The 26,517-nt window shown below is 53.1% G+C and carries 21 protein-coding genes and 1 pseudogene; 12 read left to right on the top strand and 10 right to left on the bottom strand.

Translation table 11 applies throughout. The features are described from left to right. Positions 1-32: 32 nt before the first annotated feature. The 4 genes from cls to BQ8005_RS07540 form a co-directional block, all read right to left on the bottom strand. Positions 33-1,283 (bottom strand): cardiolipin synthase, encoded by a 1,251-nt coding sequence (cls, locus tag BQ8005_RS07555; protein ID WP_200806327.1) that lies wholly within the window; start codon positions 1,281-1,283, stop codon positions 33-35. Positions 1,284-1,358: 75 nt separating this feature from the next. Beyond that, positions 1,359-1,685: a DUF5056 domain-containing protein gene (locus BQ8005_RS07550; RefSeq protein ID WP_075317619.1), complete on the bottom strand. Its 327-nt coding sequence runs from the start codon at positions 1,683-1,685 to the stop codon at positions 1,359-1,361. Next, positions 1,672-2,217 carry an RNA polymerase sigma factor gene (locus BQ8005_RS07545; RefSeq protein WP_021847941.1) on the bottom strand — a complete coding sequence of 182 codons (546 nt, stop codon included), beginning with the start codon at positions 2,215-2,217 and terminating at the stop codon, positions 1,672-1,674. The genes BQ8005_RS07550 and BQ8005_RS07545 overlap by 14 nt, the downstream gene beginning before the upstream one ends. Then, the gene (locus BQ8005_RS07540) at positions 2,214-2,978 is read right to left on the bottom strand and encodes a DUF6249 domain-containing protein (protein WP_075317618.1); all 765 of its coding nucleotides are present in this window, start codon (positions 2,976-2,978) and stop codon (positions 2,214-2,216) included. Before BQ8005_RS07540 ends, BQ8005_RS07545 begins: the two co-directional genes overlap by 4 nt. Positions 2,979-3,164: 186 nt before the next feature. On the opposite strand from BQ8005_RS07540, the gene BQ8005_RS07535 reads away from it, so the two are divergent. Further along, entirely contained in the window at positions 3,165-3,488 is a 324-nt protein-coding gene (locus tag BQ8005_RS07535; RefSeq protein WP_111936098.1) for a hypothetical protein, read from the top strand. 73 nt (positions 3,489-3,561) lie between these two features. Further along, a complete protein-coding gene (locus tag BQ8005_RS07530; protein WP_075317616.1) occupies positions 3,562-5,862 on the top strand; it encodes a TonB-dependent receptor in 2,301 nt (766 codons plus the stop codon). Here BQ8005_RS07530 and BQ8005_RS07525 read toward each other — a convergent pair whose 3' ends face one another. Then, positions 5,863-7,428, bottom strand: a complete 1,566-nt coding sequence (locus tag BQ8005_RS07525; protein ID WP_075317615.1) for an ATP-binding protein — start codon at positions 7,426-7,428, stop codon at positions 5,863-5,865. It abuts the gene before it with no gap. An 87-nt stretch (positions 7,429-7,515) separates the two neighbouring features. On the opposite strand from BQ8005_RS07525, the gene BQ8005_RS07520 reads away from it, so the two are divergent. The 9 genes from BQ8005_RS07520 (at position 7,516) to BQ8005_RS07475 (ending at position 18,133) form a co-directional block, all read left to right on the top strand. Continuing rightward, on the top strand, positions 7,516-7,830 hold the full coding sequence (locus BQ8005_RS07520; RefSeq protein ID WP_075317614.1) for a phage integrase SAM-like domain-containing protein: 315 nt from the start codon (positions 7,516-7,518) through the stop codon (positions 7,828-7,830). Between the two features lie 830 nt (positions 7,831-8,660). Beyond that, the gene (locus tag BQ8005_RS07510; protein ID WP_075317612.1) at positions 8,661-9,233 is read left to right on the top strand and encodes a DUF3575 domain-containing protein; all 573 of its coding nucleotides are present in this window, start codon (positions 8,661-8,663) and stop codon (positions 9,231-9,233) included. Positions 9,234-9,249: 16 nt separating this feature from the next. After that, positions 9,250-10,710, top strand: a complete 1,461-nt coding sequence (locus tag BQ8005_RS07505) for a DUF3868 domain-containing protein (protein ID WP_075317611.1) — start codon at positions 9,250-9,252, stop codon at positions 10,708-10,710. A 59-nt stretch (positions 10,711-10,769) separates the two neighbouring features. Continuing rightward, on the top strand, positions 10,770-11,891 hold the full coding sequence (locus BQ8005_RS07500; RefSeq protein ID WP_075317610.1) for a hypothetical protein: 1,122 nt from the start codon (positions 10,770-10,772) through the stop codon (positions 11,889-11,891). A gap of 12 nt (positions 11,892-11,903) precedes the next feature. After that, complete coding sequence (locus tag BQ8005_RS07495) at positions 11,904-12,116, top strand: hypothetical protein (protein WP_075317609.1); 213 nt, start codon at positions 11,904-11,906, stop codon at positions 12,114-12,116. 70 nt (positions 12,117-12,186) lie between these two features. Then, positions 12,187-13,119 (top strand): FimB/Mfa2 family fimbrial subunit, encoded by a 933-nt coding sequence (locus BQ8005_RS07490; RefSeq protein ID WP_075317608.1) that lies wholly within the window; start codon positions 12,187-12,189, stop codon positions 13,117-13,119. Between the two features lie 15 nt (positions 13,120-13,134). Beyond that, on the top strand, positions 13,135-15,408 hold the full coding sequence (locus BQ8005_RS07485; protein WP_075317607.1) for a DUF4906 domain-containing protein: 2,274 nt from the start codon (positions 13,135-13,137) through the stop codon (positions 15,406-15,408). A gap of 33 nt (positions 15,409-15,441) precedes the next feature. Then, positions 15,442-16,368 (top strand): DUF5106 domain-containing protein, encoded by a 927-nt coding sequence (locus BQ8005_RS07480; protein WP_234984017.1) that lies wholly within the window; start codon positions 15,442-15,444, stop codon positions 16,366-16,368. Positions 16,369-16,648: 280 nt separating this feature from the next. Then, the gene (locus tag BQ8005_RS07475) at positions 16,649-18,133 is read left to right on the top strand and encodes a methyltransferase RsmF C-terminal domain-like protein (protein ID WP_075317606.1); all 1,485 of its coding nucleotides are present in this window, start codon (positions 16,649-16,651) and stop codon (positions 18,131-18,133) included. Here the strand turns inward: BQ8005_RS07475 and BQ8005_RS07470 are convergent. The 5 genes and pseudogenes from BQ8005_RS07470 to BQ8005_RS07450 form a co-directional block, all read right to left on the bottom strand. Continuing rightward, the gene (locus tag BQ8005_RS07470; protein ID WP_075317605.1) at positions 18,128-19,354 is read right to left on the bottom strand and encodes a TolC family protein; all 1,227 of its coding nucleotides are present in this window, start codon (positions 19,352-19,354) and stop codon (positions 18,128-18,130) included. The two genes, BQ8005_RS07475 and BQ8005_RS07470, sit on opposite strands and share 6 nt — an antisense overlap. Continuing rightward, a complete protein-coding gene (locus tag BQ8005_RS07465) occupies positions 19,351-22,461 on the bottom strand; it encodes an efflux RND transporter permease subunit (protein WP_075317604.1) in 3,111 nt (1,036 codons plus the stop codon). The genes BQ8005_RS07470 and BQ8005_RS07465 overlap by 4 nt, the downstream gene beginning before the upstream one ends. Positions 22,462-22,561: 100 nt before the next feature. After that, a complete protein-coding gene (locus BQ8005_RS07460) occupies positions 22,562-23,803 on the bottom strand; it encodes an efflux RND transporter periplasmic adaptor subunit (protein WP_075317603.1) in 1,242 nt (413 codons plus the stop codon). A 110-nt stretch (positions 23,804-23,913) separates the two neighbouring features. Beyond that, on the bottom strand, positions 23,914-24,333 hold the full coding sequence (locus tag BQ8005_RS07455) for a DUF6769 family protein (protein ID WP_234984016.1): 420 nt from the start codon (positions 24,331-24,333) through the stop codon (positions 23,914-23,916). Between the two features lie 152 nt (positions 24,334-24,485). Continuing rightward, positions 24,486-25,158 (bottom strand): annotated as a pseudogene (locus BQ8005_RS07450) (ATP-binding cassette domain-containing protein); the annotation flags it as partial. 300 nt (positions 25,159-25,458) lie between these two features. Here BQ8005_RS07450 and BQ8005_RS07445 point away from each other — a divergent pair. Then, the gene (locus tag BQ8005_RS07445) at positions 25,459-26,442 is read left to right on the top strand and encodes a GntR family transcriptional regulator (RefSeq protein ID WP_075317601.1); all 984 of its coding nucleotides are present in this window, start codon (positions 25,459-25,461) and stop codon (positions 26,440-26,442) included. Positions 26,443-26,517: the final 75 nt, after the last annotated feature.

Below are 26,517 nucleotides of genomic sequence, written 5' to 3'. Positions count from 1 at the left end.
CAAAGAAAGAAGAACCTGCGGGATGGATTTTTTCAGAGGAACGGTGTGAACAGATGGGCAAACCATCCTACAAACTTCTTCCACGCCGATCGTTCTTTCCAATATTCGGGCGTCATCAGCGTACTGTTCTGTTTGTCTCTGTTGAACATCTCAGTCAGTTCGGCCGTTGTTTCGGGATCGAAGATGAAAGCATTGGTTTCATAGTCGTAGCGCAGGCTGCGGCTGTTCAGGTTAGCTGTCCCCACGGTACAGAAGCTACCGTCTACCATCATTACTTTAGAGTGATGGAAGCCGCCGTTGAACAGATACACCTTGGCACCTTTCTTCATCAGTTTGTGCAGGATGTAGAAGGCGGCTTCAGGCGTGAAGGGTACGTCGGATACCGAAGGAACCATGATTTCCACTTCTGTTCCTTTCTTCAATGCATGTTTGATGGCTTCCTTGATGGACTTGGTAGGCACGAAGTAGGGGTTGACGATGCGTATCAGGCTGTCGGCTTCACGGATGGAAGTCGTGTACGCACGGCTGATGGAGCGCGGCGTCTCGCGGGGTGTACGGTCTACGATCATGATCTCCTCCGCGATGCTGTCCGGCAGCTGGGGCGTGTCGGGAAAGTATTCCGGTCCGCCGATGTGTTGTCCTGTTTCGCGGTTCCACATGGTCATGAAGATACCTTGCAGGTAGCGGACCGCATCACCCTCGATACGGGCGTGGATGTCGTGCCATTCGCCGATCTTGGGCAGACCCTTGATGTAGTAGTCGGCTACGTTCATCCCTCCTGTGTAGCCAATCTTTCCGTCGATGACCACGATCTTGCGGTGGTCGCGATGGGCGGCGTGGTTGAACCAAGGGAATGTGAAGGGATCGAATTTCACGATTTCGATGCCCTGCTCGCGGATGGCTTTCAGGTGTTTCTTGGTCAGCGGTTTGTTGTTCGACAGATTGCCGAAAGCGTCAAACAGGGCACGCACTTCTACGCCTTCCTTTACCTTTTGGGCCAATAGTCGGAACAGGACACCGGCGATGGAGTCGTTACGGAAGTTGAAGTATTCCAGATGGACATGGTGGCGTGCGCCACGGATCGCTTCGAACAGGTCGGTGAATTTTTCATCACCGCTCATCAGCAGTTCTACCCGGTTATTGTAGGTCAGCGGAGCGCCCATGTCTTTCAGGCGGTGCATAACGATGCTGTCGCTTGGGGGAGTCTGGGCAGCGGTATGTCCAGTCAGGAATAATAATGCCGTTGTCAGTAATAAGTGATATATAAAAACTCTCTTTGCCATTTTAGTTTTTTGCAGGGGCAAAGATATAACATCTCATGGACAATATTGTTCTGAGTATAGGAAAAAAAGCTGTTTTTAAGCCAAAGAAGCTATTTTTTTGTACATAAGTAACAACAGTACCACGACGGCCAGTGCCAGCGATTTGGGGTCTGTCTGCGCCATGCCGTTTTCCAGAGTGGTGGTGAATGTCTCGCGTAGCGTGTCCCACACCAGTTGCACTCCGTCCAGCAGAACAAACAGTACGGTGGCCAGCGTAAATCCTCCGGCTGTCCACAAGCGTGCCAGGCGGTTGCTACGGTAGGGCAGGCTGCGCATTACGCGGCGTGTGAAGCCGTTGTCAGCCACTTCTTGTCGCTGTCCGGCGAAGAAGCTTTCCAGTAACTTGTCATTATTTTCCGTCATATCCATTCTGTTTTAAGTACGTCGCCATCTTTTCCTTGGCCCTCGAAAGGTGGCTTTTTACGGTTCCCGTAGGGCATCCGGTAATGCTTGCTATCTTGTCTATGCTCTGGTCCTCCAGGTAGAAGAGGGTGATGCAGGTTCGCTCGATGTCTCTCAGCGTGGCCAGTGCGCGGTGCAGGTCCGACTGCAGGCCCGTGTCCGGCTGGCGCACGCTGCATTGGGCGTCTACCCGTGTCGTGTCCAGGTCGTCTGTCTCCTTCCGGCTGCGAAGATAGTCATAATATTGATTGTACGCAATGCGGTAGAGCCAGGTGGAGAAGCTGGACAGGTTCTTGAAGGAAGCCAGGCTGGTGTAGGCACGGATAAAGGTGTCCTGCGCCAGGTCGTCGCTCAGTTCGCTGTCGCCGCAGGTCAGGTTCAGGAAGAAGCGCCTCACGGGCGACTGGTATTTCCTGACCAGCTGGTCGAAGGCGCGGTTGTTGTGGAACATCACGACTTGTGCAATCAGCGATATGTCGTTGAGTTGGCTCATTCTTTCGGTTTGTTTGTGTCTTCAGCGTCGGGCGTGTCTTTCTTTTCTGTCTGGTCGCGGAGTTCGATGCCGCCCACTTTCATGTAGCGGTAGCCGGTCTTTTCATCGCGTTCCATGCGGATGAAGGGCTTGCCGTCGCCTTGTCCCGGCTGGGTATAGTAGATGGTTACCTGTCCGAAGCCCGTGAACATGATGAGCAGCCCGATGCATCCCAGACTGAATTCACCTGTAAGAGCCCAGAGAAAGATGAAAAGCCCGATGCCCAGGAAGATATTCTTGATACCCCGGCTGCGCAGGTCTTTGCTTTCTCCTTCCTTGGTTTCTTTGAAGAATTCGGGTGGAAGCTGCTGTCCGGCAGCCAGTGCCTGTTCGGCCAGGCGATATTTGGCCTTTCGGTTCTTGTAACGGAAATAGAAGATGATGAAGAGGAGCAGCGCGGGCAAGCCGAATACGAAGATGATGGCTGTCAGGGCAACAATTGTTTCCGGTGCGTCGTCGCCGAAGTTGAAGCCCACCCATTGCAGGCCGCTACTGTCGTGGCGGTGGCGGGAGGGGCCGTCACTGTCGGCTTCGCTGGAGGCGGTGCCTTCGTAGGTAGTGATGCTCAGGGTGTCGGTAGTCTGTTGCCCGTTTATCACGGTGTCTTGCAGTTCGATGACGCGTTTCTTGCCGTCTACGGTGTCGGTCACGGTTCTGTTTTCGGCCTGCATGCCCAGGCTTGTGGCGGCCATCAGGCCGAGTAGGATAAGGATACGTTTCATATTCGTCAGTCTTTTATTCGTTGCTTATTTTTGTTTTCTTTGTCTGTTAGACGGAACATCTATCCCGCCAGGTTGCAAAGAGACGACTTTTTTTTCAGATTTCTTCGAATAGCTTCTGTTTTTTCCATTATCTTTGCCGCCACAATCAATCATAAACAAACGCTTTTGGAGAAACTGCGCCGCATTATGAAGTATTTTCTTCCCCTGTTGTTCCTAGCGTATTGGGGAGGAGTTACGCTGTTCACCCACTCACATGTGGTGAATGGAGTTATCATTGTGCATTCGCATCCCTTCAAAGCCGGTCATCAGCACACCGAGAGCCAGGCCGAGACCATTTTCTTCCTCGACCACTATGTGGCTTCCTCCGTTCCTGTGCTGTTGGTTGCCGTTCCCTGCTTCTGTGCCCTGTTGGGCTTGCTGGTTGTGGCGCGTACGTCGTGCCTCTGCCTGCGTCGGCCGGACGACGGCATCCGTCTGCGCGCCCCTCCCGCTTGTGTCTTCTCTTGTTGATGTAATCTGTGGTGAGCATCTGTTTAGATGCATCTATCATTTCCTTTATTCAAATTATTAAAATAGAAGACACATGAAAAAATATATCTTTCTTGTGGTGGCTCTGCTGTGCGCATTGCTGCCCGCCACTCTTATGGCCGAAGAACTGAAGAGTTCGGATGCCAACATCGTAGGACATGTATTGGAAAAACATTCCAAAGAACACCTCTCTTATATTACCGTTTCCCTGAAAGGAACCACCATCGGTACCCTGACCGATGCCACCGGACACTATTTTCTGAAGAATCTGCCCGAAGGCCGCTTTACGTTGCAAGTCAGCTCCGTAGGTTACAAGACACTGACACGCGAAGTCGTTCTGAAGAAGGGCGTCACGCTGGAAGAGAATTTCGAACTGGAGGAAGACCTCGTGGCGCTGGACGGCGTGGTGGTCACCGCCAACCGCAGTGAGACGACCCGACGCCTGGCCCCCACGCTGGTCAACGTCATGGACTTCAAGCTCTTCGAACAGACCAACTCTACCACATTGGCTCAGGGACTGAACTTTCAGCCCGGCGTGCGTGTGGAGAACAACTGCCAGAACTGCGGTTTCCAGCAGGTGCGCATCAACGGCCTCGACGGTCCCTATACCCAGATTCTTATAGACTCGCGCCCCGTATTCAGTGCTTTGGCAGGTGTGTACGGGTTGGAGCAGATACCGGCCAACATGATCGAACGTGTGGAAGTGATGCGTGGAGGCGGTTCGGCCCTCTTCGGCGCGTCGGCCATTGCGGGTACCATCAACATCATCACCAAGGAACCCCTGCGCAACTCCGCCCAACTGGGACATACGATTATGGGCGTAGGAGGCTTCTCTGCGTTCGACAACAATACGACGATGAACGCCTCGCTGGTGACCGACAACCACAAGGCGGGCATCTATGTCTTCGGGCAGAACCGCCAGCGCAGCGGCTTCGACTACGACGGCGACGGCTTCACCGAGCTGCCCAAGCTGCGCAACCAGACCGTAGGCTTCCGTTCCTTCCTCAAGACCAGTACCTACTCCAAGCTGACCTTCGAGTACCACCATCTGCAGGAGTTCCGCCGTGGCGGTAACCTGCTCGACCGTCCGCCCCACGAGACCGACATCACCGAACAGACCGAACACAGCATTAATAGCGGTAGCGTAAAGTTCGACTACTTTTCGCCCAACGAAAAACATAAAGTCAATGTCTACGCCTCCATGCAGCACATCGACCGCGACAGCTACTACGGTGGCGACCATTCGCTCAATGCCTACGGTGCCACTACGGACTTGACGTGGGTAGTCGGTTCGCAGTACGTCTACCACTTCGACCGCTGCCTCTTCCTGCCTGCCGATCTGACGGGTGGTGTGGAGTACAACCAGGACGCCATGCACGACAAGATGTGGGGCTACAACCGTTACATCGACCAGACGGTGCGCATCGCCGGCGCTTTCCTGCAGAACGAGTGGAAGAACGACCACTGGAGTTTCCTTGTAGGCGGACGTTTGGACAAGCACAATCTGATAGACCACGTCATCTTCAGTCCGCGTGTCAACTTGCGCTACAATCCCACGAAGGACATCAACCTGCGTGCCGCCTACTCCGTGGGCTTCCGTGCCCCGCAGGCCTTCGACGAGGACCTGCATGTCGAGAACGTGGGTGGCAACGTATCCATGATCCAGCTGGCCAAGGACCTGCGTGAAGAGAAGTCGCGCAGCGTCAGTCTTTCGGCCGACCTGTACCACCGTTGGGGCGCCTTGCAGGGCAATCTGTTGGTCGAAGGTTTCTACACCAATCTGTCCGACGCCTTTGCCTTGCGCCAGATCGGCACCGAAGATGGCATCCTGAAGAACGAACGCTACAACGAGAAAGGAGCCCGTGTCTATGGCGTGACGCTCGAAGGCAAGCTGGCCTGGCTCACCACGCTCCAGCTTCAGGCGGGCGTCACCCTGCAGAAGGCCGAATATAAGGAGGCCCGCCAGTGGAGCGACGACGAAACCGTTCCCATGGAGAAGCGCATCTTCCGCACGCCCGACACCTATGGCTACATGACCCTGACCTACAGTCCCGTGAAACCTCTGAGCATTGCCCTGTCCGGCACCTATACGGGCAGTATGCTGGTGGAACACCGTGCCGGCTACATCGAGAAAGACCGTGCCGAGACTACGCCCAGTTTCTGGGAAATGAACCTCAAGGCCGCTTACGACTTCACTCTCTATAAGGATATCACCCTTCAGGTGAATGCCGGCGTACAGAATCTCTTCAATGCCTATCAGAAAGACTTCGACCAGGGCAAGCTGCGCGACTCCGGCTACATTTACGGTCCCGGCCTGCCCCGTTCCTATTTTGCGGGAGTGAAGATCAGTTACTGATTATTGGCATTCCCATTCGCCGATGGTTCCTGTTTCCGACGAGAAAGTTGCGCCAATCCTATATACCTTACGTGTGTCGGTGGCATACTCGCGGGCATAGCCGCGGTCCTCGATCTGCTGCAGGGCCTCGGCGGCGGTGCCGTCCAGTTTGAACTCGAATATGTAGACGTACTGTGGCGTCTCTACCACACAGTCCACGCGTCCCTGACTCTGCGCCTTCTCCACGTAGACGGTGTAGACACTCACCAGGCGCATGATGAGGTAGAACGTGTACTGGAAGTAGCGTTCGCGTTCGGTTTCGTTTTCCTTGCGCCGCATGGTGTAGGGAATGCTGGCCAGGAAGGAGGTGAACAGGGTGCGGAGGCGGTCGGTGTCGCCCGCCTGAAGGGTCATGACCATGTCGCGTATCCACGTGCCCATTTCTTCTTGGGGTTTCAGATACGACGTGGCCAGCATCGTCAGGAAGCCGTTCTTCACCTCGTTGTTGGGGAAGTCCAGCAGGAAGGTATTGAATTGAAAATTATAGTTCTTGATAGTCAGGTACCCGCTCTGGAAGATCATGGGCAGCGGACGCTCCACGTCGGCCTTGTAGTCCACGAACTCTTCGGGGCGGTAGTACTTGCCCGTCAGCTCGTTGATGTTCTCGTTGAAGTGGGCGAGCAGGCGGATGAGGTACGTGGGTGTGCCCGAACGGAACCAGTAGTCGTATATCCGCCGGCTGTCCAGCGCGTTGAGCAGGCTGAAGGGATTGTACACGTCCGTCAGCCGGTCGCTGAAGTGGTAGCCGTCGTACTGCAGCTTCAGCCGCTGCTTCATTTCCTCCGGCGTACAGCGGTAGTCCGCGGCCATGTCGGCAATGGGTTCGGGGAAATAACGGTCTATCTCGTCCTGCGTGATGCCGCACAGCGTCTCGTAACGCCCGTCCATGCTGATGTCCTTCGGCTGGTTGAAACCGCTGAACACGCTCACCTGCGAGAACTTCGTCACGCCCGTCAGCAGCACAAACTGCAGGTGCTCGTCCGCTGCCTTGAACACGGAGTAGAAGGCCTTGAGCACGTTGCGGTGCCGGTCCTCGAGCGAGGCGTCCACGTCGAGCACGTCCAGCATCGGTTTGTCGTATTCGTCAATAAGCACCACGGCCCGGCGTCCCGTCCGCTCGTGGGCGGCACGGAGCACCTCCACGAAGCGGTCGCCGATACCCAATGCTTTGATTTCAGGCGGAAGACCGTATTGATTCATCCAACGGGAGACATAGAAATCCAGTTTCTGTTCCAGTTCACCGGGATTGGTGAAGTTCGTGCTGTTGAAGTCCACATGAAATACGGGATGCACGGCCCATTCCGTTTCCAGTCGCTCCATGGCCAGCCCGCGGAACAGCTCCCTGCGGCCCAGGTAATAGTTCTTCAGCGTGGACACGAGCAGGCTCTTGCCGAAGCGGCGGGGGCGGCTCAGGAAATAGATGCTGCTTTCGTGTGTCAGATTGTAGATTAGCTCTGTCTTGTCTACATAGACGTAACCGTCTTCAATGATACGGTCAAAGCTCTGGATTCCGATGGGGTATTTCATGACTGTGGTGTTTGATAGTTTTTGCAAAAATAAGATATTTCCCGTTCTTTTTCTTATTTTGCCTTTACATTTTAAACACATATGGTTATGGTTAAAGGAAAAGAATCTTTGACGGCCTGTATGGCCGCCCTGATCCTCCAATTGGAGAAAGAGGGACGTCCCGGCACGGCACACGTCTATCGCAGTACGCTGCGTCGTGTGCTCGACTTCACCGGGGGTGTCCCTCTTTCTTTTTGTGAGGTGACCCCTCTTTGGTTGAAAAGTTTCCAGAACTACCTGCAAAACAGGTTTGCCATGGGCCATTCATCTGTAAAGGTTACTGAAACCTATTTCAAACGGCATACAGACGAACGTATCGGACAGATGAACCGGGAGATTCTTTCACAAGTATTTTGTGCCTGATCTCTTGGGACTTTTCTTATGCCTTTGGGTGGAAGTGTCCCCCAATTAGGTGACAACCGTATAATCAGGTTGTAATTTGGTGAAAGGAGATTATTTTACGTTTCGGGAAAGATGTGCAGATACGGTTACTTTGTAGGTAACGGTGAAAGACGTTTTTCAAGACTCTTCTTCCTTTCACACGGAATGAAAAAGTTCTTTCAATGAAACTTCACTACAAGAAGCTGTGTGTCAATAGCTTGTAGTGAAACCAGTAATTTTCCCTCCTGTAACTGTGAAAGCAGTGTGAAATACATCTCGTTTCACTTCATTCGGTTGCTGTTCAGTGTTTTATGCTTCGTGTGAAGCCTTGAAGGCAGAATCTGGAAGAGAACTTGTAAACATCTACTTTAGCGTCATAAACATCTACTTTAGCCGCGTAAACAGGCACTTTAGCCAAGCCAACATCTATATTTGTGGAGGGCGGTTCCTTTCCGCAGGCAGGTCCGGCCTCACAGTAGGGGCGTGAAGCGGAGGGCGGTTTTCAGGCGTATAGAAGGACAGGCTGTCTGAGCGTAGCGAGTTCCTGTCCTTTAGCCTGGAAGTCGTCTGGAGTAGTCCCGGAAGTGCAGACGGGGCCCTTTCTTTTTGATATCTTTTTCTTTCGGGCAAGCGAAAGAAAAAGTATGAATTGCATAATTGAATTGTAATTTTTAAATGTTAAAATCTTGTTTCAGTTTGTTTGTTTGTAAACAACATTTTTAAATTTGTACCATTGATTTAAATCAATGTTACCTACAAAGTAACAGAAAAGTCTCTTTTATGTTGATATTGAAAGAAATCGTGCTATAAAAATGAAAAATATGAAACGAATCTTGTTCTTATGGATGCTGTTTGTCAGCATTTCTTTGTCGGCTCAGGACTGGGCTGTCAAGACCAACCTGCTTTACGACGCGACAGCAACGGTCAACCTGGGTGCGGAAATTGGTCTTGCCCCCAAGTGGACGCTGGATCTGTCCGCCAACTACAACGGCTGGACTTTCAACGACAACAAGAAGTGGAAGCATTGGCTGGCTCAGCCCGAAGCCCGTTACTGGTTGTGCGAACGCTTTAACGGCCACTTTGTCGGTGCTCATCTGTTGGGCGGACAGTACAACTGGGGCGGTATCAAGATGCCGTTCGGACTCTGGAAGAATCTGGAAAACTACCGCTACGAAGGTTGGTATGCTGGCGCCGGTCTGGTCTATGGTTACCAGTGGCTGTTGGGTAAACGTTGGAGCATCGAGGCTGCTATCGGCGTCGGCTATATACGCGCTCATTACGACAAGTACGAGTGCCCTGAATGCGGTGAATGGAAAGATAGCGGCAAAAAGAACTACTTGGGTGTCACCAAGGCTGCCGTTTCTCTGATATACATTATTAAATAAGGGAAGGAGGAAGAATATGAAAAAAATGATGATATTCTTTGCATGGATGTTGGCGGCATGTCCGATGGCTGTTCTGGGGCAGACGCATTACCTGGAAAGCCTGACACTGGAAAATAGTAAGGTGGAGAAGGTCGGGCGTAGTGTTCGGGTGAGTGCCGACATCCGGTTGGACGCTGTGGAACTGAACCGTCAGCAGACCTTGCGGCTGGTGCCGGTTTTGGTATCGGCCGATGGTAGTCAGCAGATGGAGTTGAAGCCGGTGGTGCTGGAAGGCAAAGTTCGCAATAAGGTGACTGAACGTAAGATCGCTTTAGGCACTATTTCAGAAGAAGAGGGCCTTGTGCGTATAAAGCGTCAGAATGGAAAGCCGCAGACGGTAGATTATACTACCGAGGTGCCTTTCAACCGGTGGATGGTAAACGGACGCCTGGAGCTGCGCGGCTATGTCACGGGCTGTGCCGAGTGCTCCGAAGGCGATGAGGTGCTGGCCGCAGGTAGCATCTTGCCCTATCAGGATCCGGTGCTCGTGGTTTCTCCGTTTGTACAGCCTGAAGAGGAAGAAGTGAAACGGCGTTCAGAGGTAAAGATGGCCCGTCTGGAATACCCTGTAAACGGTTACAACGTGTTGCCGAACTTCCGTAAGAACCGTGCCGAGCTGGATAGTGTACAGCATTCGCTCGAAACGGTGAAGCGGAATCTGAACCTGACCGTGACAGGCATCTACGTCACCGGTTATGCGTCTCCCGAAGGTGCGATGCCCTACAACCTGCGTCTTTCCCAGCAGCGTGCAGAGACATTTGCCGCTTACGTGCAGAAACAGAATCCCGAACTGAAAAAGGAACTGTGGCACGTGTCCTGGAAGGGCGAGGATTGGGACGGCTTTGTGGCTCAGGTGAAGCAAGCCGAAGGGTGGCCGGCCCGTGCAAAGGTACAGGAAGCCATCGACCAGTGTGATGACAATCTCGACGGCTGCGAATGGAAAATCCGCCAGCAGCTTTCGTCCGACGACTACCGCTACCTGATCGACGAGCTTTATGCCCCGTTGCGTCGCAACGAATACCGCATCGAATACAACGTGCGCAACTTCACGCTCGAAGAAGCCAAAGAAGTGCTGAAGACCCGTCCCGACCTGCTCAGTGTGGCAGAGATACAGCGCGTGGCCGACAGCTACGGACGCAACTCCGATGGCTATCGTAAGACCTTGGATGTGGCGGTGCGTACCTATCCCGACAACTTTGCAGCCCGCAACAACGCCGTCTTGGCTGCTGTCGAAACAGGACACTACGACGAAGCCATCGCCTTGCTGAAGGATGCAACGGACGGAGCTTCCCTCAACCTACTGGGCGTGGCCTACTGGAAAACCAACCAGCCCGGCGAAGCTAAAACAGCTTTACGAAAAGCGACGGACACAGGCTATGCTGTCGCCGCAGACAACCTGAAAATGATACGGGAAGCGGAAAAACTGACCGAAGAATAAAAGGAAGAAACAAAATAGAGTTAATTAACATAATGCTAACAACTTAAATTTTTATGAGTATGAAAACAGCAAAAATGTTTTTAGTGGCTCTGGCAGCTTTAAGCATGGCTGCTTGCAGCAACAACGACGAGATTCCGGGAATGAACAATGACGGAACAAAGAGTGTAGCGCTTCGTTTGGACGGCTTGGCTACTTCTACTACAAGAGCTGTGGGAGATGCACAAAGTGCAGGACAGATCGCCTTGTCTAATTTAACCGTTTATTTTACGGATGGAACAAATATTTTAGCAAAGGAATCTTTATCCACTAATACCACTGAGTGGGGAGAACTAACAACTACAGGCCATGTTTTCCATCAATTGCCTTCTACAGTAACTCAAGTACAGATTGTAGGAAACTCTACTGGTAAAACGATTACAGAAACTAGCGTTACTGCTTTGAAGAGTTCTATATTGAAAGCTGCCGGTGAACAGACTTTTACGAATGTAACTTTGTTTGGTGAAGATATAAGTTTAGAGGGACCAACTAATGAAACAGAACACGGAAATGTTTTATATACCGCAGCTGTTAATCTTGCACCTCTTGTAGCCCGTTTTGAAATTGGCAATATCGCATGTACAGACATAGGTGAAGGTCCTGTTAAGCAGTTCGATTTGTCTGTTATAGGTCTGATGGACTTCAATTCAGCTGTTACTTTGACTGGCACAGCAAGTGGTGAATATACACTGGATAATGTATTGGAGCCGGGGTCAGAAGAAGAAGAAGGTAAAGTAATCTTTGGTGAAGCAGATGCTGAAGCTGGTTGGGCTTGGGATAAAATCGTAGGTGCTACAAATATCATAGATACCACACCATGGAATCCTGAAACAAACAAAAAGTTCGTTTACCAGTTTATCCCCAATAAACTTGCTGATGGCAGCATGGCACAGGTTAAGTTGGTTCTTGACAATGTGGTATGGACTGATGGCACAAACAACCCGTTCAATTCCGTAGTTACCGCTAAATTCCAGAAAGACGGACAGGACTTAACAGCATTCGAAGCTGGTAAAATCTACAAGGTTGATTACCAATTCAAAGGTGAAAACGTTGGCCCGTGGAATCCAGATGACGTGAAGTGTGTTCAAATCAACGTAACTGTTGCAAGCTGGGAAGTTGTTGCCCTGACTCCGGTATTTGAATAATCTAATTATATTATGGGAATGAGAAAATATTGGGTTTTATATTGGTTATTTGAAAATGATGGAAATCATGAGGTAAAAGAACTGGTTGAACTCCAAGAAAGTAACGACCATAACACTTTATGCGCTGAAGCGATGGAATATTTAAACAACAAATACCAAGTAGTAAAGGAGCGAAATAATACAAATGTAATAATAAGATACGGTCTTATTAATGTTGTACGATAAATAATTATTTTTTTCAGGCAAGACCTCCCACTTGTTGGGAGATCTTGCTTCTTAAACATACAGTTTGAACATGAAACATTATACATTAGTATTCTTGTCTATTATAGGTCTGTTATTGCCCACAGGCTGTATAAAAGACGATTTGTCGGATTGCGACAATGTCATTATCTACTTCCAGTATCTGGCAGATGGGGATAAGGACGTGTTATATCAATATATGGATCAGGTGGATCTGTATGTTTTCGATGAGAACAATCGCATCATGGATGTGCGGCACTACAACCACGAACAGCTGGCCAGTTTCTCGGCTACTCCTTCGTTCAGGTTACCGGCCGGACATTACAAGATTGTGGCACTGGGCAATGCCAAAGAACGTACAGAAGTGGTGAATATCGAATCGCAGGATTTTGGAGAGATATTTATCCAGCACCCCAACTGGGGAACCTCGGAAAAGGTGAACGGACACGATGACAATTACATGACACAGAAAGTCATTGATGTACCGGGAAACAACCAACATTTGCGCGACACGGTGACCCTGGTCAGCGCACACATTGATGTGGCAGTCGAGATTTTCGGTCTGGAAAGGCCAGCTGGTACACGGGCGGACGAAATCCCCTACGAACTGAGTTTTGAAAACTCGAACGCACAGACTTCTTTCAATAACGAAATCAACGAGGCAGAAAAGGGAACCTGCTATCCCGACCTGGTATACGACGAAGAGCGGAGATGCTATCGCACGAATGACTGCGCCCTCTTCCGTATGGACCATGAAGGCGAACTGACACAAGACTGTTGCGAGCACATACTGGTGCTGAAGGACAAACGCACGAGTGAGGAGCTGGTGCGTGGTAGCGTCTACAATTACCTTCAGCGTAACGCAGAAAAAATAGACGTGACCAAACAGGAAGCCCTGCTGCCTATCTCTATACGATTCAGTTCCATCGGCGTAACGGTGGAAGTGCCCGAATGGATAATAGAAGACATTAAACCGGAATTCTAAAAACGGAGGACAGTTATGAACAGATATGGATTGAAAATTATGACAGCTCTGCTTCTGGTGGGAGGAATGTTGGCTAGTTGCATCCGCGACGAGGCAGTCATGCCGGGTAACGACAAGGAGGGAGTGAATCTGATTATCTCCGTAGCCGGAATGGGCAATCAGCAACTGACACGTGCCACTTCAGATCGTACCGACCGCAGTCGCATTGAGGATATGAATATTGTGCTGGCGGATGCAAGCGGGGTGATTCAAGAGATTATCTATTTGAAGAATCCTACTGAAACTTCGCAAGATGTAGATATGGAGGATAATGGTTTGATAGAAGGCAATCTGCCTATAGATAATGGAACATTGGTCTATCACGTAGGTAGCACGTCATGGGCAGGAAAGAGCAAGATATTTGTGGTTTGTAATTATTGGCAGATAGATAGGAATACAGGAGAAATACTACCCGACAAGAACGACCTGAACAACTGCCTGACTGTTGGAAAATCAACGATTGATGACCTGAAAGCCTTGCAGCAGGGTACTCCTTTCAAGCCGGGTATCATGACTTCTACACTGTTTGGGGAGGCTGTACAAGCTACAGGCACAGATACCCACGGTGGCCAGAACTATACTTGCGAACTGAAACGTACTACGGCAATGATTACCGTTGCTATCACCTCCGGCAGCAATGGTGAAAAGCTGAAAGACGGTGTTAAGATTACTCCGCGTTCTATTTGTTTGCATAATGTACCGGTGAATTGCAACATCGGCATTGACAATAGTGTAAATACTGACGATAGAATTTGGGAAGAAGGCTTGGTGCAGCAGGTAGGATGGGAACCCCTGACTTCTGCCAATGACGGTATGACTGTAGGCGGACACGGCACAGATGCGAACATCGTTCCTCTTTTCATGTTTGAGAACTTGCAGGGGAAGATGAATACTTCTAATGAGAATGAAATTGATAAAGCACCAGATGCAGACAAAGCAAAATACTGCAGCTATATTGAGGTGATAGCAGACTATCTATATACTCCTCAGGCCACAGGAGAAAATCAGAAATATATCTCCGGTCCTATCAAATACAGACTCTATCTCGGAGAAGATATTTTGAACGACTTTAACGTTTACCGTAACAAACACTACCAGGTAACCCTTTCTCTGAAAGGTATGGGTGGATTGGTTGAGGATGGTAGAACAAATCCTGACGGTTCATATATAGGTGATGGAGATGGTGCCAGCTGGAGAGTTGAGAGTATTGGTATATCCGGTGGTGGTTCGTTCTTGTCGGATGGATTGAACATGTCAAGTAACGGGTTCTTGTCGTATGTAGGGTTTGTAAAGGAAGAAGGACATGAATATGGATTATACGCTACTAATAATAAAAATTGGCTTTGGGCAGGTAATACTAATGGTACAGATTTGTCTTCAATACCTACTAGACCAGATAGAAATAACAAGGTTACAGAATTCCCTGGAGAAGAATGTGGTGGAGAACCTGGTGCATTTTACTTCAAATTATATGCTCAGGCGTGGATTGATGAATATGATGGTTGGAAAAATGATGCAATAGGAGATATAAGTACGATTACCAATTGGATAAATAATGGGTATAGACAACTTGAATTGCATTTGTATGATTTTACTATAAGTGAAGATGTTAGTGTCATAACAGTACGCCAGTGGTTGCCGATGCCGGTGATGGTTGATGATAATGGAACCCCGATATCATCAAATAATCTGAATGATGCCTCTTTCTATTACAGTCGTATTGACGTGTATGAAGGACGTGAAATTCCATGGGGACCGGATTATTTTAATAATAATTGGAATGCCTCCCAATTGGTAACGAACAAATGGCAGTATTACAAAGGGTATTGGGGATCTACGCGTAATTATAATCCTGATTATGGTTTTGACGTGATGGTTGCATTGTATGGAACAAATCCTAATGCTTTTACTTTCCAAAAGGACTATGGTCGTCCAAGTAATGCAGTGGGTACGGCTATATTCCGTGCTGGTAATGCTGTCACTTCGTCTGGGGGTAGCATTTCTTATGAATTTAGCAATATGTCGCGTATTGGTCTGCCAACAGTCAATGAATGGGAAAAGATTATGCAATATGGTGTAGTTGATGTCAGATTCGGAATTAGTAATGTACCTTATTGGACATCTACCATGGAAGGAACGAAGTCCTATTCTTATAATCCGATTACAGGCGAAAAAACACTTGATGATAGAACCGTGAAACATAGAACCCGTCTGGTTTATCACAAAGATGATTTTGCGCATAAGAAATAATCAATGAACTGCATGTGCAAAACATTCTTATCCTTGGTAGCCTATTTTTGCACTGTCTGCTTGACGGCAGGCAGTGCACATACTTTAGAAGCGAACGCTACTTTCCTGCAAATGCCAGAGCAAGGAAAGGAATTCCCCTTTCCCATCATTCCCTCCGCCCTAACGGAACCGGAAGCCCGCAAAGCCTATCTGCTCACTCACTATTGGGAGAGTTTTGATTTTGCCGATACTACTCTGGTGAACAACCGCGACATCACCGAGCAGGGCTTCGTGAACTTCATTGCCCTGCTGGCGGACGGCACTACGCCGGAGGAACTGACACGCGAAAGCCTGGAGAACTGGTGTGCGGGCTTTGTAGGGAAAGAACATGCTCGCAAAGTATTGACTAAGACGGCGGACGAGTATCTCTTCAATCCCAACTCGCCTTTCTACAACGAGGGGCTCTACGGAATGTATCTGGAGGCGTTGCTCAGCAAGTTGCCACAGACGGACGCAATGCGCTCCGCTTACCGCTTCAAGCTGGAGCTAGTGAAGCGCAACAATGTGGGGGATAAGGCGACGGACTTTACCTATTACCAGTCCGACGGTATGCGCTGCACACTGGCCACCACACCGGTGAAGAACGACCGTCTGCTGCTGATGTTCTACGACCCGGAGTGCGAGTCGTGTCATGAGGTATTGCTACAAATGGCTGCCGATACGGCACTGGCTGAAGCCGTACGGACCGGCAAGCTGAGTGTGCTGGCCGTCTATACCGAAGGCAACGACGAGGCGTGGCGAAAAGCCCTGCCTGACATGCCCGAAGGCTGGACGGTGGGTACCGACCGCGAGGCGGTGAAGACCGGGGCACTGTACGACCTGAAGGCAATGCCGTCGCTCTACCTGCTGGACGGAAAGAAAACGGTGCTGCTGAAAGACGCGGCCTACGAAAAAATACGTGCGGCGTTGCAGGAACGCTGAAGCCATCGCAAAAAGAAATCGTCGTGAGGCGAGTCTGCCTGTCCGGGCTTGGAGAAGCGGGACAGGAATAGCTTATTAATCGCAATAAGCAATTGTTTGTTTTGTTTGTCAAGCCATATCGTCAAAAGCGGTATGGCTTGTTTTTTCCCAGTCAGACAATCTTTTTTCTCCAGTTAAGGAAATCTTTTTTTCCAGTCAGGGAAAAATATCTGTGATTTAAGGAGAGGAACTTCCCTTCAAATTCTTTACTTTTGTAGCCGAACATTTCAAGAGATATGCCATGCAACTACCCGTTCCTTTTGTAGACTATACCCGTGCCCTGCTGGGCGAAGCAGAATACAATCGTTTTTCCGCCGCCCTGCTGGAGGACGAACAACCCGTCAGCATCCGCCTGAACCCTCAGAAGTGGGATAATTCTTCATTCTTCATTCTTCATTCTTCATTAAAAGAGGTCCCCTGGGCTACCGGTGCCTGCTACCTGGACCAGCGTCTGACGTTTACCTTCGACCCCCTGTTCCACGCCGGGGGCTACTACGTGCAGGAGGCGTCGTCCATGTTTGTGGAGCAGGCGATGAAGCGGTATCTGACGGAGCGGGCACTGGCGGTGCTTGATCTCTGTGCGGCTCCGGGCGGCAAGTCGACCCACCTGTGCAGCCTGTTGCCTGCGGGCAGCCTGCTGGTGGCCAACGAGGTGATGCGCAACCGGGTGCAGGTGCTGGCGGAAAACCTGACGAAGTGGGGACATCCCGATGTCGTAGTGACAAACAGCGATCCGGCGGAGTTTACCCCGTTGGAACATCTGTTCGACTGCATCCTGACCGATGTGCCCTGCTCGGGCGAAGGCATGTTCCGCAAGGACGAGGCGGCCATCGAGGAATGGAGCCCGGAGAATGTGGAAATCTGCTGGCAACGCCAGCGGCGCATTCTGACGGACATCTGGCCCTGCCTGAAGCCGGGCGGACTGTTGGTGTACAGCACGTGTACCTATAACACGAAGGAGAACGAGGAGAACGTACGCTGGATTCGCGACGAGCTGGGAGCGGAGGTGTTGCCGCTCGATGTGCCTGCCGAATGGAACATTACAGGTAATCTGCTGGCGGGGGAAGATTTTCCCGTGTATCGCTTCCTGCCACACAAGACGCAGGGTGAAGGATTCTTCCTGGCCGTGCTGCGCAAGGCGGGCGATGAAGAAGAGGCGGATGGCATATGGACGGCGCAGATGGGGCGGCCGAATGCGGATAAGCTGGCCTCGGGTAAACAACAGAAGGGGAAGAAAGGGAATGGCGGCAAAGCTGCCTCTTCGTCGGCTTTCGGCAAGGAGCAGCTGGCAGCGGTACAAGGCTGGCTGCGCGGGGCGGAAGGATACAGCCTGATGCCCGAGGGACAGACGCTGATTGCTTTCGCTACGTCGTGGCTCCCAGTGTTGTCGGCCTTGAAGCAGCATGTCCGTGTGCTGCAGGCCGGCGTGACGCTGGCCGAGACGAAAGGGAAGGATTGCGTTCCTGCCCATGCACTGGCCATGAGCAGCCTGCTTAGCCGTGAAGCTTTCGCCTGCGAAGAGGTGGACTATCCGACGGCCATTGCTTATCTACGTAAAGAGGCCGTCACCCTTTCAGGTGCGGCCCCTCGCGGTTTTGTATTGCTTACTTATCGGGATTTTCCTCTTGGCTTTGTAAAGAATGTCGGCAACCGGGCCAACAACCTCTATCCGCAGGAGTGGCGCATCCGTAGCGGCTACCTGCCGGAAGAAATAAGAATCTTATAGCCGGCTCTTATAGATTCTAGCCATCACTTTCTGATACTGGTTCTCCAGCTGCAGCAGATTGGCCTGGCTCTGGTAGATGACGGAGACTTCGACGAAGTACTCGATCATGCTGATTTGGCCGCCGTCCAGTGCCTGACGCAGCAGCTTCAGGTCCTGCTGGCGGCCGAAGGTCTCGGCATACTCCTGCATGGAGGCATGGAGGTTGCAGGCCTCATCGTAGAGCTGCCACAGGGCGGTGCTGGCGCTGAGGCGGGCGTTCTCTTCGCGGAAGTCGGCACTGAGGGCCTGCGAACGGGCGGCCTTCACCTTGCCGTGGTTCTGGAAGATGGGGAACGAGAAGCCCACCACCAGTCCGTTCAGCGGATGGCGGCTCTCGGTGTTGCGGCGGTAGCCCAGTTCCAGTCCGGGCAGCCAGCCCTGACGGCTGACGGACAGCTGCTTCTGTGCCGCCTGGCTCTCCTGCCGGAGCGAGAGCAGGGCAGGGTCGGAGGCCAGCAACTCTTCGCACAGCGGGCCGAAGTCGGCAGGCAGGGGGACGGAGGGATAGTCCGTCAGACCCAGGTTCTGCGCCGTGGCGGCGGCAGGACCGTCGGGCATGGGGCGGCCGGGGACGAGCGACAGGTTGCCGTTCAGGGCCGTGAGCTCCTTCAGCTTGCTGTCCAGGGCCGTGCGGTTCATGCGGGCTTCGGTGCGTACGTTCAGCAGTTCGAGGTTGATTTTATTGGTTTCCAGCGTGCTGGCATCGCCCGTCTCCAGACGGCGGCGGTAGTAGGCGGCCAGCTCCTCGGCATTCTTCAGCCGCTCGTCCAGCAGCTGCTGCTGGCGGCTGAGGTGGATGATGTCGAGGCAGGCTTCCTGTGCCTGGAGCAGGATGGCTTGCCGTTGGGCGTTGGCCTGCGCGTCCAGTGAGCTGGCCTTGAGGCGGTTCAGGCGGGCACGGCTGACGTAGAGCGAGGGGAAGTCGAAGCTCTGGGCAATGACCAGCTCGCCCACGGTGATGTTTTTGTCCTGCGAATCCCACAGGTGGGCATACGACAGGGTGGGGTCGGCCAGGTTGTTCGAGGCGCGGTTCTCCAGCTTCTGTGCCTCCGTGGTGCGGGCGTTGGCCTGCAGTTCCTTGTTGTTGGCCTCCACCTGCTGGAGGATGGCTTCGATGCCGCTTTGGGCGTGCACCCCTGCCGCCAGGGCAAGGCATGCACAGATGATTATTGTCTTCTTCATTTCTTCTTGGTGTGTATGAGCAGATAAACGATGGGGATGATGAACCCGTTGAGGAAGGTCGACGTCAGCAGACCGCCGAGGATGACCTTCGCCATGGGGCTCTGTATCTCGTTGCCGGGCAGGTCGCCGCCCAGGGCCAGCGGGATGAGGGCCAGCGCACTGCTGAGGGCCGTCATCAGGATGGGGTTCAGTCGGTCGAGCGAGCCGCGGATGATGCTGTCGTGCAGCGAGTAGCCTTCCACGCGCTGCAGGTGGTTGTAGTGGCTGATGAGCAGCATACCGTTGCGCGTGGCGATGCCGAACAGCGAGATGAAGCCGATGATGGCCGGGATGCTCACCTCGCCGGTGGTCAGCAGCAGGGCGAAGACACCTCCGATGAGGGCCAGCGGCAGGTTGATGAGGATGACGGCGCTCTCCCTGACGCTGCGGAACTCATGGTAGAGCAGCAGGAAGATGACGACGATGGACATGAGCGATGTCAGCAGCAGCGTGCGGCTGGCCGCCTGCTCGCTCTCGAACTGGCCGCCGTATTCCACGTGGTAGCCTTCGGGCAGCTTGATGTCGGCGTCGATGCGGGCCTGGATGTCGGTCACCACGGAGCGCAGGTCGCGGTCGGCCACGTTGGCCGAGATGACTATCTTGCGCTTCACGTTCTCGCGGCTGATGCTGTTGGGACCCATGGACGAGCGGATGTCGGCCACATAGCTGAGCGGCACCTGACGGCCGTCGCCCGTATCAATCATCAGGTCGCCTATTTTCGAGGCCTGGTCGCGCAGGTCGTCGCGCAGGCGGACGGTGAGGTTGAACGACTTGCCCTGCTCGTAGACCTGCGACACGGCCTCGCCCGCCAGGCAGGCGTTGACGTACTCGGCAAACTGGGGCAGGGTGATGCCGTAGCGGGCCAGCATCTCGCGGCGGGGCGTTAGCGTCAGTTGCGGGCGCTCAATCTGTTGCTCGACGGTGAGGTCAGCCACGCCCTCGACGTCCTGTATCTTGTCCCTTATCTGGCTGGCGAGGCTGAACATGCGGTTCAGGTCGTCGCCGAAGAGCTTGATGGCGATGTTGGCCTTTGTGCCGCTGAGCATGGCGTCGATGCGGTGGCTGATGGGCTGGCCTATCTCGACGTTGACGCCGGACAGGGTGGCGAGCTTCTCGCGCACTTCGGCCACCACCTCGCTACGCGAACGGTCCGTCAGCTCGAAGGGGGCCTCGATTTCCGACCCGTTCACGCCGCGCGAATGTTCGTCCAGCTCGGCGCGACCGGTCTTGCGGGCCACGGTCTGGATTTCGGGCACGGTGAGCAGCAGCTCCTCGGCGCGTCGGCCGATGGCGTCGCTCTCTTCGAGCGAGATACCCGGCAGCGAGGAGAGGTTGATGGTGAACGACCCTTCGTTGAAGGGCGGCAGGAACGAGCGGCCCAGGGTGAAGAACAGGCCCAGGGCGACGGCGAAGAGCGCGACGGTGCAGCCCAGCACGGCACGTTTGTGTTGTAAGGCTTTTTCGAGCACGGCGCCATAGGCCTTCTTCAGCGTGCGGGCCACGGCGGAGTCGCCCGAATTGGCCTCATTGCTATTTTCTTTGCTGCGCAGCAGGTAGGAGCAGAGCACGGGCGTCAACGTCAGCGCCACCACCGTAGAGGCAGCCAGGGCGGTGATGAAGGCGATGCCCAGCGGGACGAGCATGCGCCCCTCCATGCCGCTCAGGAAGAACAGGGGCACGAAGCTGACGACGATGATGAGCGTGGAGTTGAGGATGGGCATGCGCACCTCGCGCGAGGCGTTGAACACTACCTGCAGCACGGGCAGACGGCGCTCGGGCGGCAGGAGGCGGTTTTCGTGCAGGCGGCGCCAGACGTTCTCCACATCGACGATGGCGTCATCGACCAGCGAACCGATGGCGATGGCCATACCGCCCAGACTCATGGTGTTGATGGTGAGCCCCATGTAGTGGAGCACCAGCACGGACACGACGAGCGACAGGGGCAGGGTGACGAGCGAGATGAGGGTCGTCCGCACGTTGGCCAGGAAGAGGAACAGCACGATGACCACGAAGATGCCGCCTTCGACGAGCGACTTGCGCACGTTGCCGATGGAGCTTTCGATGAAGCGACTCTGGCGGAAGATGTCGGTCGATACCTTCACGTCGGGGGGCAGGTTCTTCTGCAGGTCCTGGAGGGCGGCTTCCAGCTTGCCGGTCAGCTCCAGCGTGCTGGTGGCAGGCTGCTTCGTCACGGTGAGCAGCACGGCGGGTTTGCCCCGTTCCGAGGCCAGTCCCAGTTTGGGTGTCTGTGCGCCGATGCGCACGTCGGCCACGTCTTCCAGTAAGATGGGAGCGGAGGGCGAGCCGTTGCTGTCCGTAGCTGACTTCACCACGGTCTTGCCCAGCAGTTCGGTGTTGGTCGTAGCTGTCAGTCCGCGCACGATGTATTCGTTGCCGTATTCGTAGATGACGCCTCCGTTGGCGTTGAGGTTCATGCCGCGGGTGGCACCGAGCACCTGGCCCAGCGTCACGCCGTAGTGGCGCATGCGCTCGGGGTCGAGCTGTATCTGGTATTCCTTGATGTCGCCTCCCAGCACGGCCACCTGCGCCACGCCTCCGGTGGAGAGCAGGCGCGGGCGGATGGTCCAGTCGGCCAGCGTGCGCAGGTCGAGCATGGAGGTGGAGTCGGCCGTGAGGCCCACGATCATCATCTCGCCCAGGATGGACGACTGCGGTCCCAGCGTCGGCTTGCCCACGCTTTCAGGCAGTTCTTCGGCCACGAGCGAGAGCTTTTCGCTGACAATCTGTCGGGCCAGGTAGATGTCCGTATCCCAGTCGAATTCCACCCAGACCACGGAGAAGCTGTGGGTGGACGAAGAGCGTACGCGGCGCACGTGTGTGGCGCCGTTGACGGCGGTTTCGATGGGGAAGGTGACGAGCTGTTCCACCTCCTCGGCTGCCATGCCGTTGGCTTCGGTCATGACGACGACGGTCGGCGCGGTGAGGTCGGGGAACACGTCCACTTCCGTGTGCATGGCGGTGTAGGTACCGCCCACGAGCAACAGCACCGAGGCGACGAGCACCAGGATGCGGTTCTGTAGGGAGAAGTGTATGATTTTGTTGAGCATAACTTGTTAAATGAAGAATTAAGAATGAAGAACGAAGAATTCCTGTGTATGGAAATTCTTCATTAGGAAGCGCAGCTTCCATTTTTCATTTTCCATTGAATTAGTGTTCATGACTATGCGCCGGAAGTGCGTTCGCCGCTCCGGCCAGTTTCACCTGATAGGCACCGCGGGTCACGAGGCGGTCGCCTGCCTTCAGCCCGCTGAGTACCTGCACGCGCTGGCCGTTGTCGGCACCCAGGGTGACGAGCTGCTTGCGGTAGCACTCCTCGTCCAGCTGCAGGTAGACGTAGAAGCTGCCCTGTTCTTCGGTCAAGGCCGAGCGGGGCACGCTGATGACACCCTCCATCGGGCGTGCCAGCAGGTAAATCTCGACGAAGGAGCCGGGCACCACGTCGCCGCGGTTGTCGAACTCGAAAGTCACGGGGATGTAGTAACTGCCTTCGCCCGAGGCCTTGCCGTAGGACAGCAGACGGCCGTTCAGGTCCTGCAGAGCATATACCTTACTGTTATAGGGCGTGCAGAAGTTGGCCGAGGTGATGGCGGGCAGCGAGGCATAGTACTTCTCCGACACGTCGGCGCGGAGGAAGAGGCGGCGGTTCTGGGTGATGCTCACCAGCGGCTGGCCCACGGTGACGTAGTCGCCTTCTTTCACCAGCAGGCTCTTCACATAGCCGCCTATGGGGGCGGTGACGGCCTGCCCGCGGTCGGTGTGGTTCTTGGCCACGGCCTCGTAGCTGATGCGGGCGTTCTCGTACGCTTGCTTGGCCTGCGCGAAGTCCTTCTCCGAGACGATGCGGCTTTCCACGAGTGCCTGCATACGTTCGTATTCCTTCTTCGACACTTCGTAGGCAACACGGGCTTTCTGCACGGGGTCGCCCTCGGCGATGTTGCCCGACGAAAGCAGGACGAGCGGCATGCCTTCGCGCACGCTCATGCCTTCGGTTACTTTCCCCTTGAACGACACGACGCCTGCCACGGTGGCTACGGCTACCCGTTCGTCACCCTGCGCGGCCAACACCTGCCCGCTGGTCTTGATGACCTGGGTGAAGTTGCCCGGTTCTACGGTACCTGTCTCTACGCCTGCGGCCTGTGCCTTGGCGGGCGGCATGACGATTTCGTCCGAGGCGCCTTCGGCGTGTCCCTCTTCTTCAGCATGTGCGTCTCCTTCATGGTCGTGGCTGTGGCCTGCTTCCTCGTGGGCATGCTGTTCGTGGTCATGGTCATGTTCGTGGTTGTGGGCTTCGGTAGCATGGTCGTGCCCTTCGTGTCCGTGGTCGGACTGGCTGTTGCAGGAGCCCAGCGACCATGCGACGAGGACTCCCAGAAATATCAGTTTCTTCATTGATAGATGTGGATTAAGTTCTTGCTATTAATAAATGTGGTTTCCGGTTGCAAAGGTACATGTACAGAAGCTGCAACCGGGTTGCAATGTGCAGATGCACACGGCAATGCTTATGCAAGAAGGCTGGGAGGAGCCCTTAATCCCGAGGCACGGGTGATGTAGACACCGTGCAGCGATTCGATATAGGGAGAATATAAAGTAGTTGAATAAAAAACGGTGTAGGGTGACAACAGGCTGACAAGCAGACTGAGGTCGGCCGGTTGCAGGACAGGGCGCGGCTGGGGAGCCTGGCGCTCCACCCGCGGCGTGCGCTGGACGAACTGGTGGGTGAGGCAGCCCTTGTCGTGGCAGCAGTTGGGATGGCCTGCCGGATGGTGGTGATGATTCGTTTCGCCGCAACCCGTATGCAGGTCGTTCTTCAGGCAGATGGCCTCACTGCCATGATGATGATGGGGCACGACGGGCACTGCCAGCATCAGGATGCTGAGCAGGAGCAGCAGTGCGGTAATGTAGGGCTTCCGTATCATCATAGCGTTCAATGTGAAGTTGCGCAAAGATAAGGATTATTTCTTTTCCAGCTCGTTGAGTGACTCCATTTTTTTCTTTTCCAGGAATTCGTAAACGCCGCAGAGGTGTTCGCGGACTCGCTGGTGGCCGAACTCATAGACTTTGCTTACCAGGCCGTCGAGGAAGTCGCGGTCATGGCTCACGACAATCAGGGTACCGTCGAAGTCCATCAGTGCTTGCTTCAGGATGTCCTTGGTCTTCAGGTCGAGGTGGTTGGTGGGCTCGTCGAGGAGCAGCACGTCGGGCTTCTGAAGGAGCAGCTTGGCTAGCTCGATGCGCATGCGCCATCCGCCGCTGAAGTCGCTCGTGGGGCGGTTGAAGTCCGTCCGTTCGAAGCCAAGGCCCAGCAGGGTCTTCTCTACATCCTCCTCGTAGTTGGTGGCGTCGATAGCATAGTATTTCTCGCTCAGGGCCGACACCTGTTCGATGAGCTCCATGTAGCTGTCGCTCTCGTAGTCGGTGCGCGTTTCCAGCTCTTTGTTCAGGCGGTCAATTTCAGCCTCCATTTCGTGCAGATGGGCAAAGGCCTGTGCCGTTTCTTCGAACACGGTACGTCCGTCCTCGGTCATCAGGTGCTGGGGCAGGTAGGCGATGACACAGTCCTTGGGAGCCGACACCTTGCCGCGGGTGGGCTGGCGTACGCCGGCCAGAATCTTCAGCAGGGTACTCTTTCCCGCTCCGTTCTTGCCCATGAGGGCGATGCGGTCTTTTTCGTTGATTACGAAGGATATGTCACTGAACAGGGTGGTGCCGCCAAACTCTACGGCCAGTCCGTCTATGCTTATCATATATATAATGTCATTGTTTGAGGGTGCAAAGATAGTGCAAACCGAGTGAAGTACAAAAGAGGAAAACACAGTTTTCATCTTTTGTATTTCCGAGGTGTAGCCTATGTTCTGAAAAGATAGTGCAAACCGAGTGAAGTACAAAAGAGGGAAACACAGTTTTCATCTTTTGTATTTCCGAGGTGTAATAACAAAAACTCTTATGTTGCATAACATAGCCTTTAGGTTGTTCCTTTCCGAAATATTTGTTTCCTTTGTATCAGCATAGTTCAGTACAGAAAAGGATTCAAGTAAACAGGTGCGATGGACGCTAAATTGTTCGGACAGCAATCGAGTAAGGTTACCCAGTTGGCGGACCTGATCAGCCAGGCAATTTCCATGCGGGAATTTCTTGAAGGGGATTCTTTGCCGTCCATCAACGAACTGAGCCGGCGGTACGGAGTGTCGCGTGATACGGTTTTCAAAGCTTTCAGTGATTTGAGGGAAAGAGGTATCATCGACTCGACTCCTCGCAAGGGTTATTTTGTGACAGGCCAAGTCACCAATGTGCTGTTGTTGCTTGACCAATATACTCCTTTCAAGGAAACGTTATACAATAGTTTTGCAAAACACCTTCCAGTCAATTATAAGGTGGATTTGCTTTTCCATCAGTATAATGAACGTCTTTTCAGTACAATCGTTCGGGAGTCTGTCGGAAAGTACAACAAATATGTTGTGATGAATTTTGATAATGAAAGATTCAGCGCCTCTTTAAATAAAATCAGTCCTGCCCGTCTTTTGTTGCTCGATTTTGGGAAGTTTGAAAAAGAACGGTATTCTTATGTTTGTCAGGACTTTGATGAATCTTTTTATGGTGCCTTGCAACGTTTGGACGACCGCTTTTCTTCGTATCGGAAGTTTGTATTTCTTTTTCCTTCTTCTTTGAAGCATCCTCAGAGCAGTAAGGACTATTTCTTTCGTTTCTGTCAGGATTATAACCTTTCCGGAAGTGTAGAGGAAGATGTCGAAAACTTGAAAGTGGAGAAAGATACGGCCTATTTGGCAATTAAGCAACAGGACGTAGTGAAAGTGGTGAAGCAAGGAAGGCTGGCCGGGTTGAAGTGTGGAAAGGATTTCGGTCTGCTGGCTTATAATGACATTCCTTCTTATGAAGTGATCGACGAGGGAATTACGGCTTTGACGATCGACTGGGAACAGATGGGGAATGAAGTGGTTCGCTTTGTGCTGGACAATGCGGTGGTGCAGAAATATCTGCCTACGGAAGTCCGGCTTCGGAATTCACTTTGATCTTTTGAAGTGTTTTCAGTACAGTTCAGTGTAGGAAAATGGATGAATAAATATAGATGATATTGTAAGAATTAA

Source organism: Bacteroides togonis, from assembly GCF_900130135.1.
Taxonomy (GTDB): domain Bacteria; phylum Bacteroidota; class Bacteroidia; order Bacteroidales; family Bacteroidaceae; genus Bacteroides; species Bacteroides pullorum.
Note: the sequence above shows the minus strand (reverse complement) of the source record. Positions and strands in the feature narration are given on the sequence as shown.

Bases quoted from the DNA above. Each gene is read 5' to 3' on its own strand.
- BQ8005_RS07460 (WP_075317603.1), bottom strand. From the start codon at position 23,803: ATGAAGAAACTGATATTTCTGGGAGTCCTCGTCGCATGGTCGCTGGGC.
- BQ8005_RS07520 (WP_075317614.1), top strand. From the start codon at position 7,516: ATGGTTAAAGGAAAAGAATCTTTGACGGCCTGTATGGCCGCCCTGATC.
- BQ8005_RS07470 (WP_075317605.1), bottom strand. From the start codon at position 19,354: ATGAAGAAGACAATAATCATCTGTGCATGCCTTGCCCTGGCGGCAGGG.
- BQ8005_RS07530 (WP_075317616.1), top strand. From the start codon at position 3,562: ATGAAAAAATATATCTTTCTTGTGGTGGCTCTGCTGTGCGCATTGCTG.
- BQ8005_RS07455 (WP_234984016.1), bottom strand. From the start codon at position 24,333: ATGATGATACGGAAGCCCTACATTACCGCACTGCTGCTCCTGCTCAGC.
- BQ8005_RS07445 (WP_075317601.1), top strand. From the start codon at position 25,459: ATGGACGCTAAATTGTTCGGACAGCAATCGAGTAAGGTTACCCAGTTG.
- BQ8005_RS07545 (WP_021847941.1), bottom strand. From the start codon at position 2,217: ATGAGCCAACTCAACGACATATCGCTGATTGCACAAGTCGTGATGTTC.
- BQ8005_RS07500 (WP_075317610.1), top strand. From the start codon at position 10,770: ATGAAAACAGCAAAAATGTTTTTAGTGGCTCTGGCAGCTTTAAGCATG.
- BQ8005_RS07495 (WP_075317609.1), top strand. From the start codon at position 11,904: ATGGGAATGAGAAAATATTGGGTTTTATATTGGTTATTTGAAAATGAT.
- BQ8005_RS07510 (WP_075317612.1), top strand. From the start codon at position 8,661: ATGAAAAATATGAAACGAATCTTGTTCTTATGGATGCTGTTTGTCAGC.
- BQ8005_RS07535 (WP_111936098.1), top strand. From the start codon at position 3,165: ATGAAGTATTTTCTTCCCCTGTTGTTCCTAGCGTATTGGGGAGGAGTT.
- BQ8005_RS07475 (WP_075317606.1), top strand. From the start codon at position 16,649: ATGCAACTACCCGTTCCTTTTGTAGACTATACCCGTGCCCTGCTGGGC.
- BQ8005_RS07540 (WP_075317618.1), bottom strand. From the start codon at position 2,978: ATGAAACGTATCCTTATCCTACTCGGCCTGATGGCCGCCACAAGCCTG.
- BQ8005_RS07490 (WP_075317608.1), top strand. From the start codon at position 12,187: ATGAAACATTATACATTAGTATTCTTGTCTATTATAGGTCTGTTATTG.
- BQ8005_RS07505 (WP_075317611.1), top strand. From the start codon at position 9,250: ATGAAAAAAATGATGATATTCTTTGCATGGATGTTGGCGGCATGTCCG.
- cls (WP_200806327.1), bottom strand. From the start codon at position 1,283: ATGGCAAAGAGAGTTTTTATATATCACTTATTACTGACAACGGCATTA.
- BQ8005_RS07485 (WP_075317607.1), top strand. From the start codon at position 13,135: ATGAACAGATATGGATTGAAAATTATGACAGCTCTGCTTCTGGTGGGA.
- BQ8005_RS07465 (WP_075317604.1), bottom strand. From the start codon at position 22,461: ATGCTCAACAAAATCATACACTTCTCCCTACAGAACCGCATCCTGGTG.
- BQ8005_RS07525 (WP_075317615.1), bottom strand. From the start codon at position 7,428: ATGAAATACCCCATCGGAATCCAGAGCTTTGACCGTATCATTGAAGAC.
- BQ8005_RS07550 (WP_075317619.1), bottom strand. From the start codon at position 1,685: ATGACGGAAAATAATGACAAGTTACTGGAAAGCTTCTTCGCCGGACAG.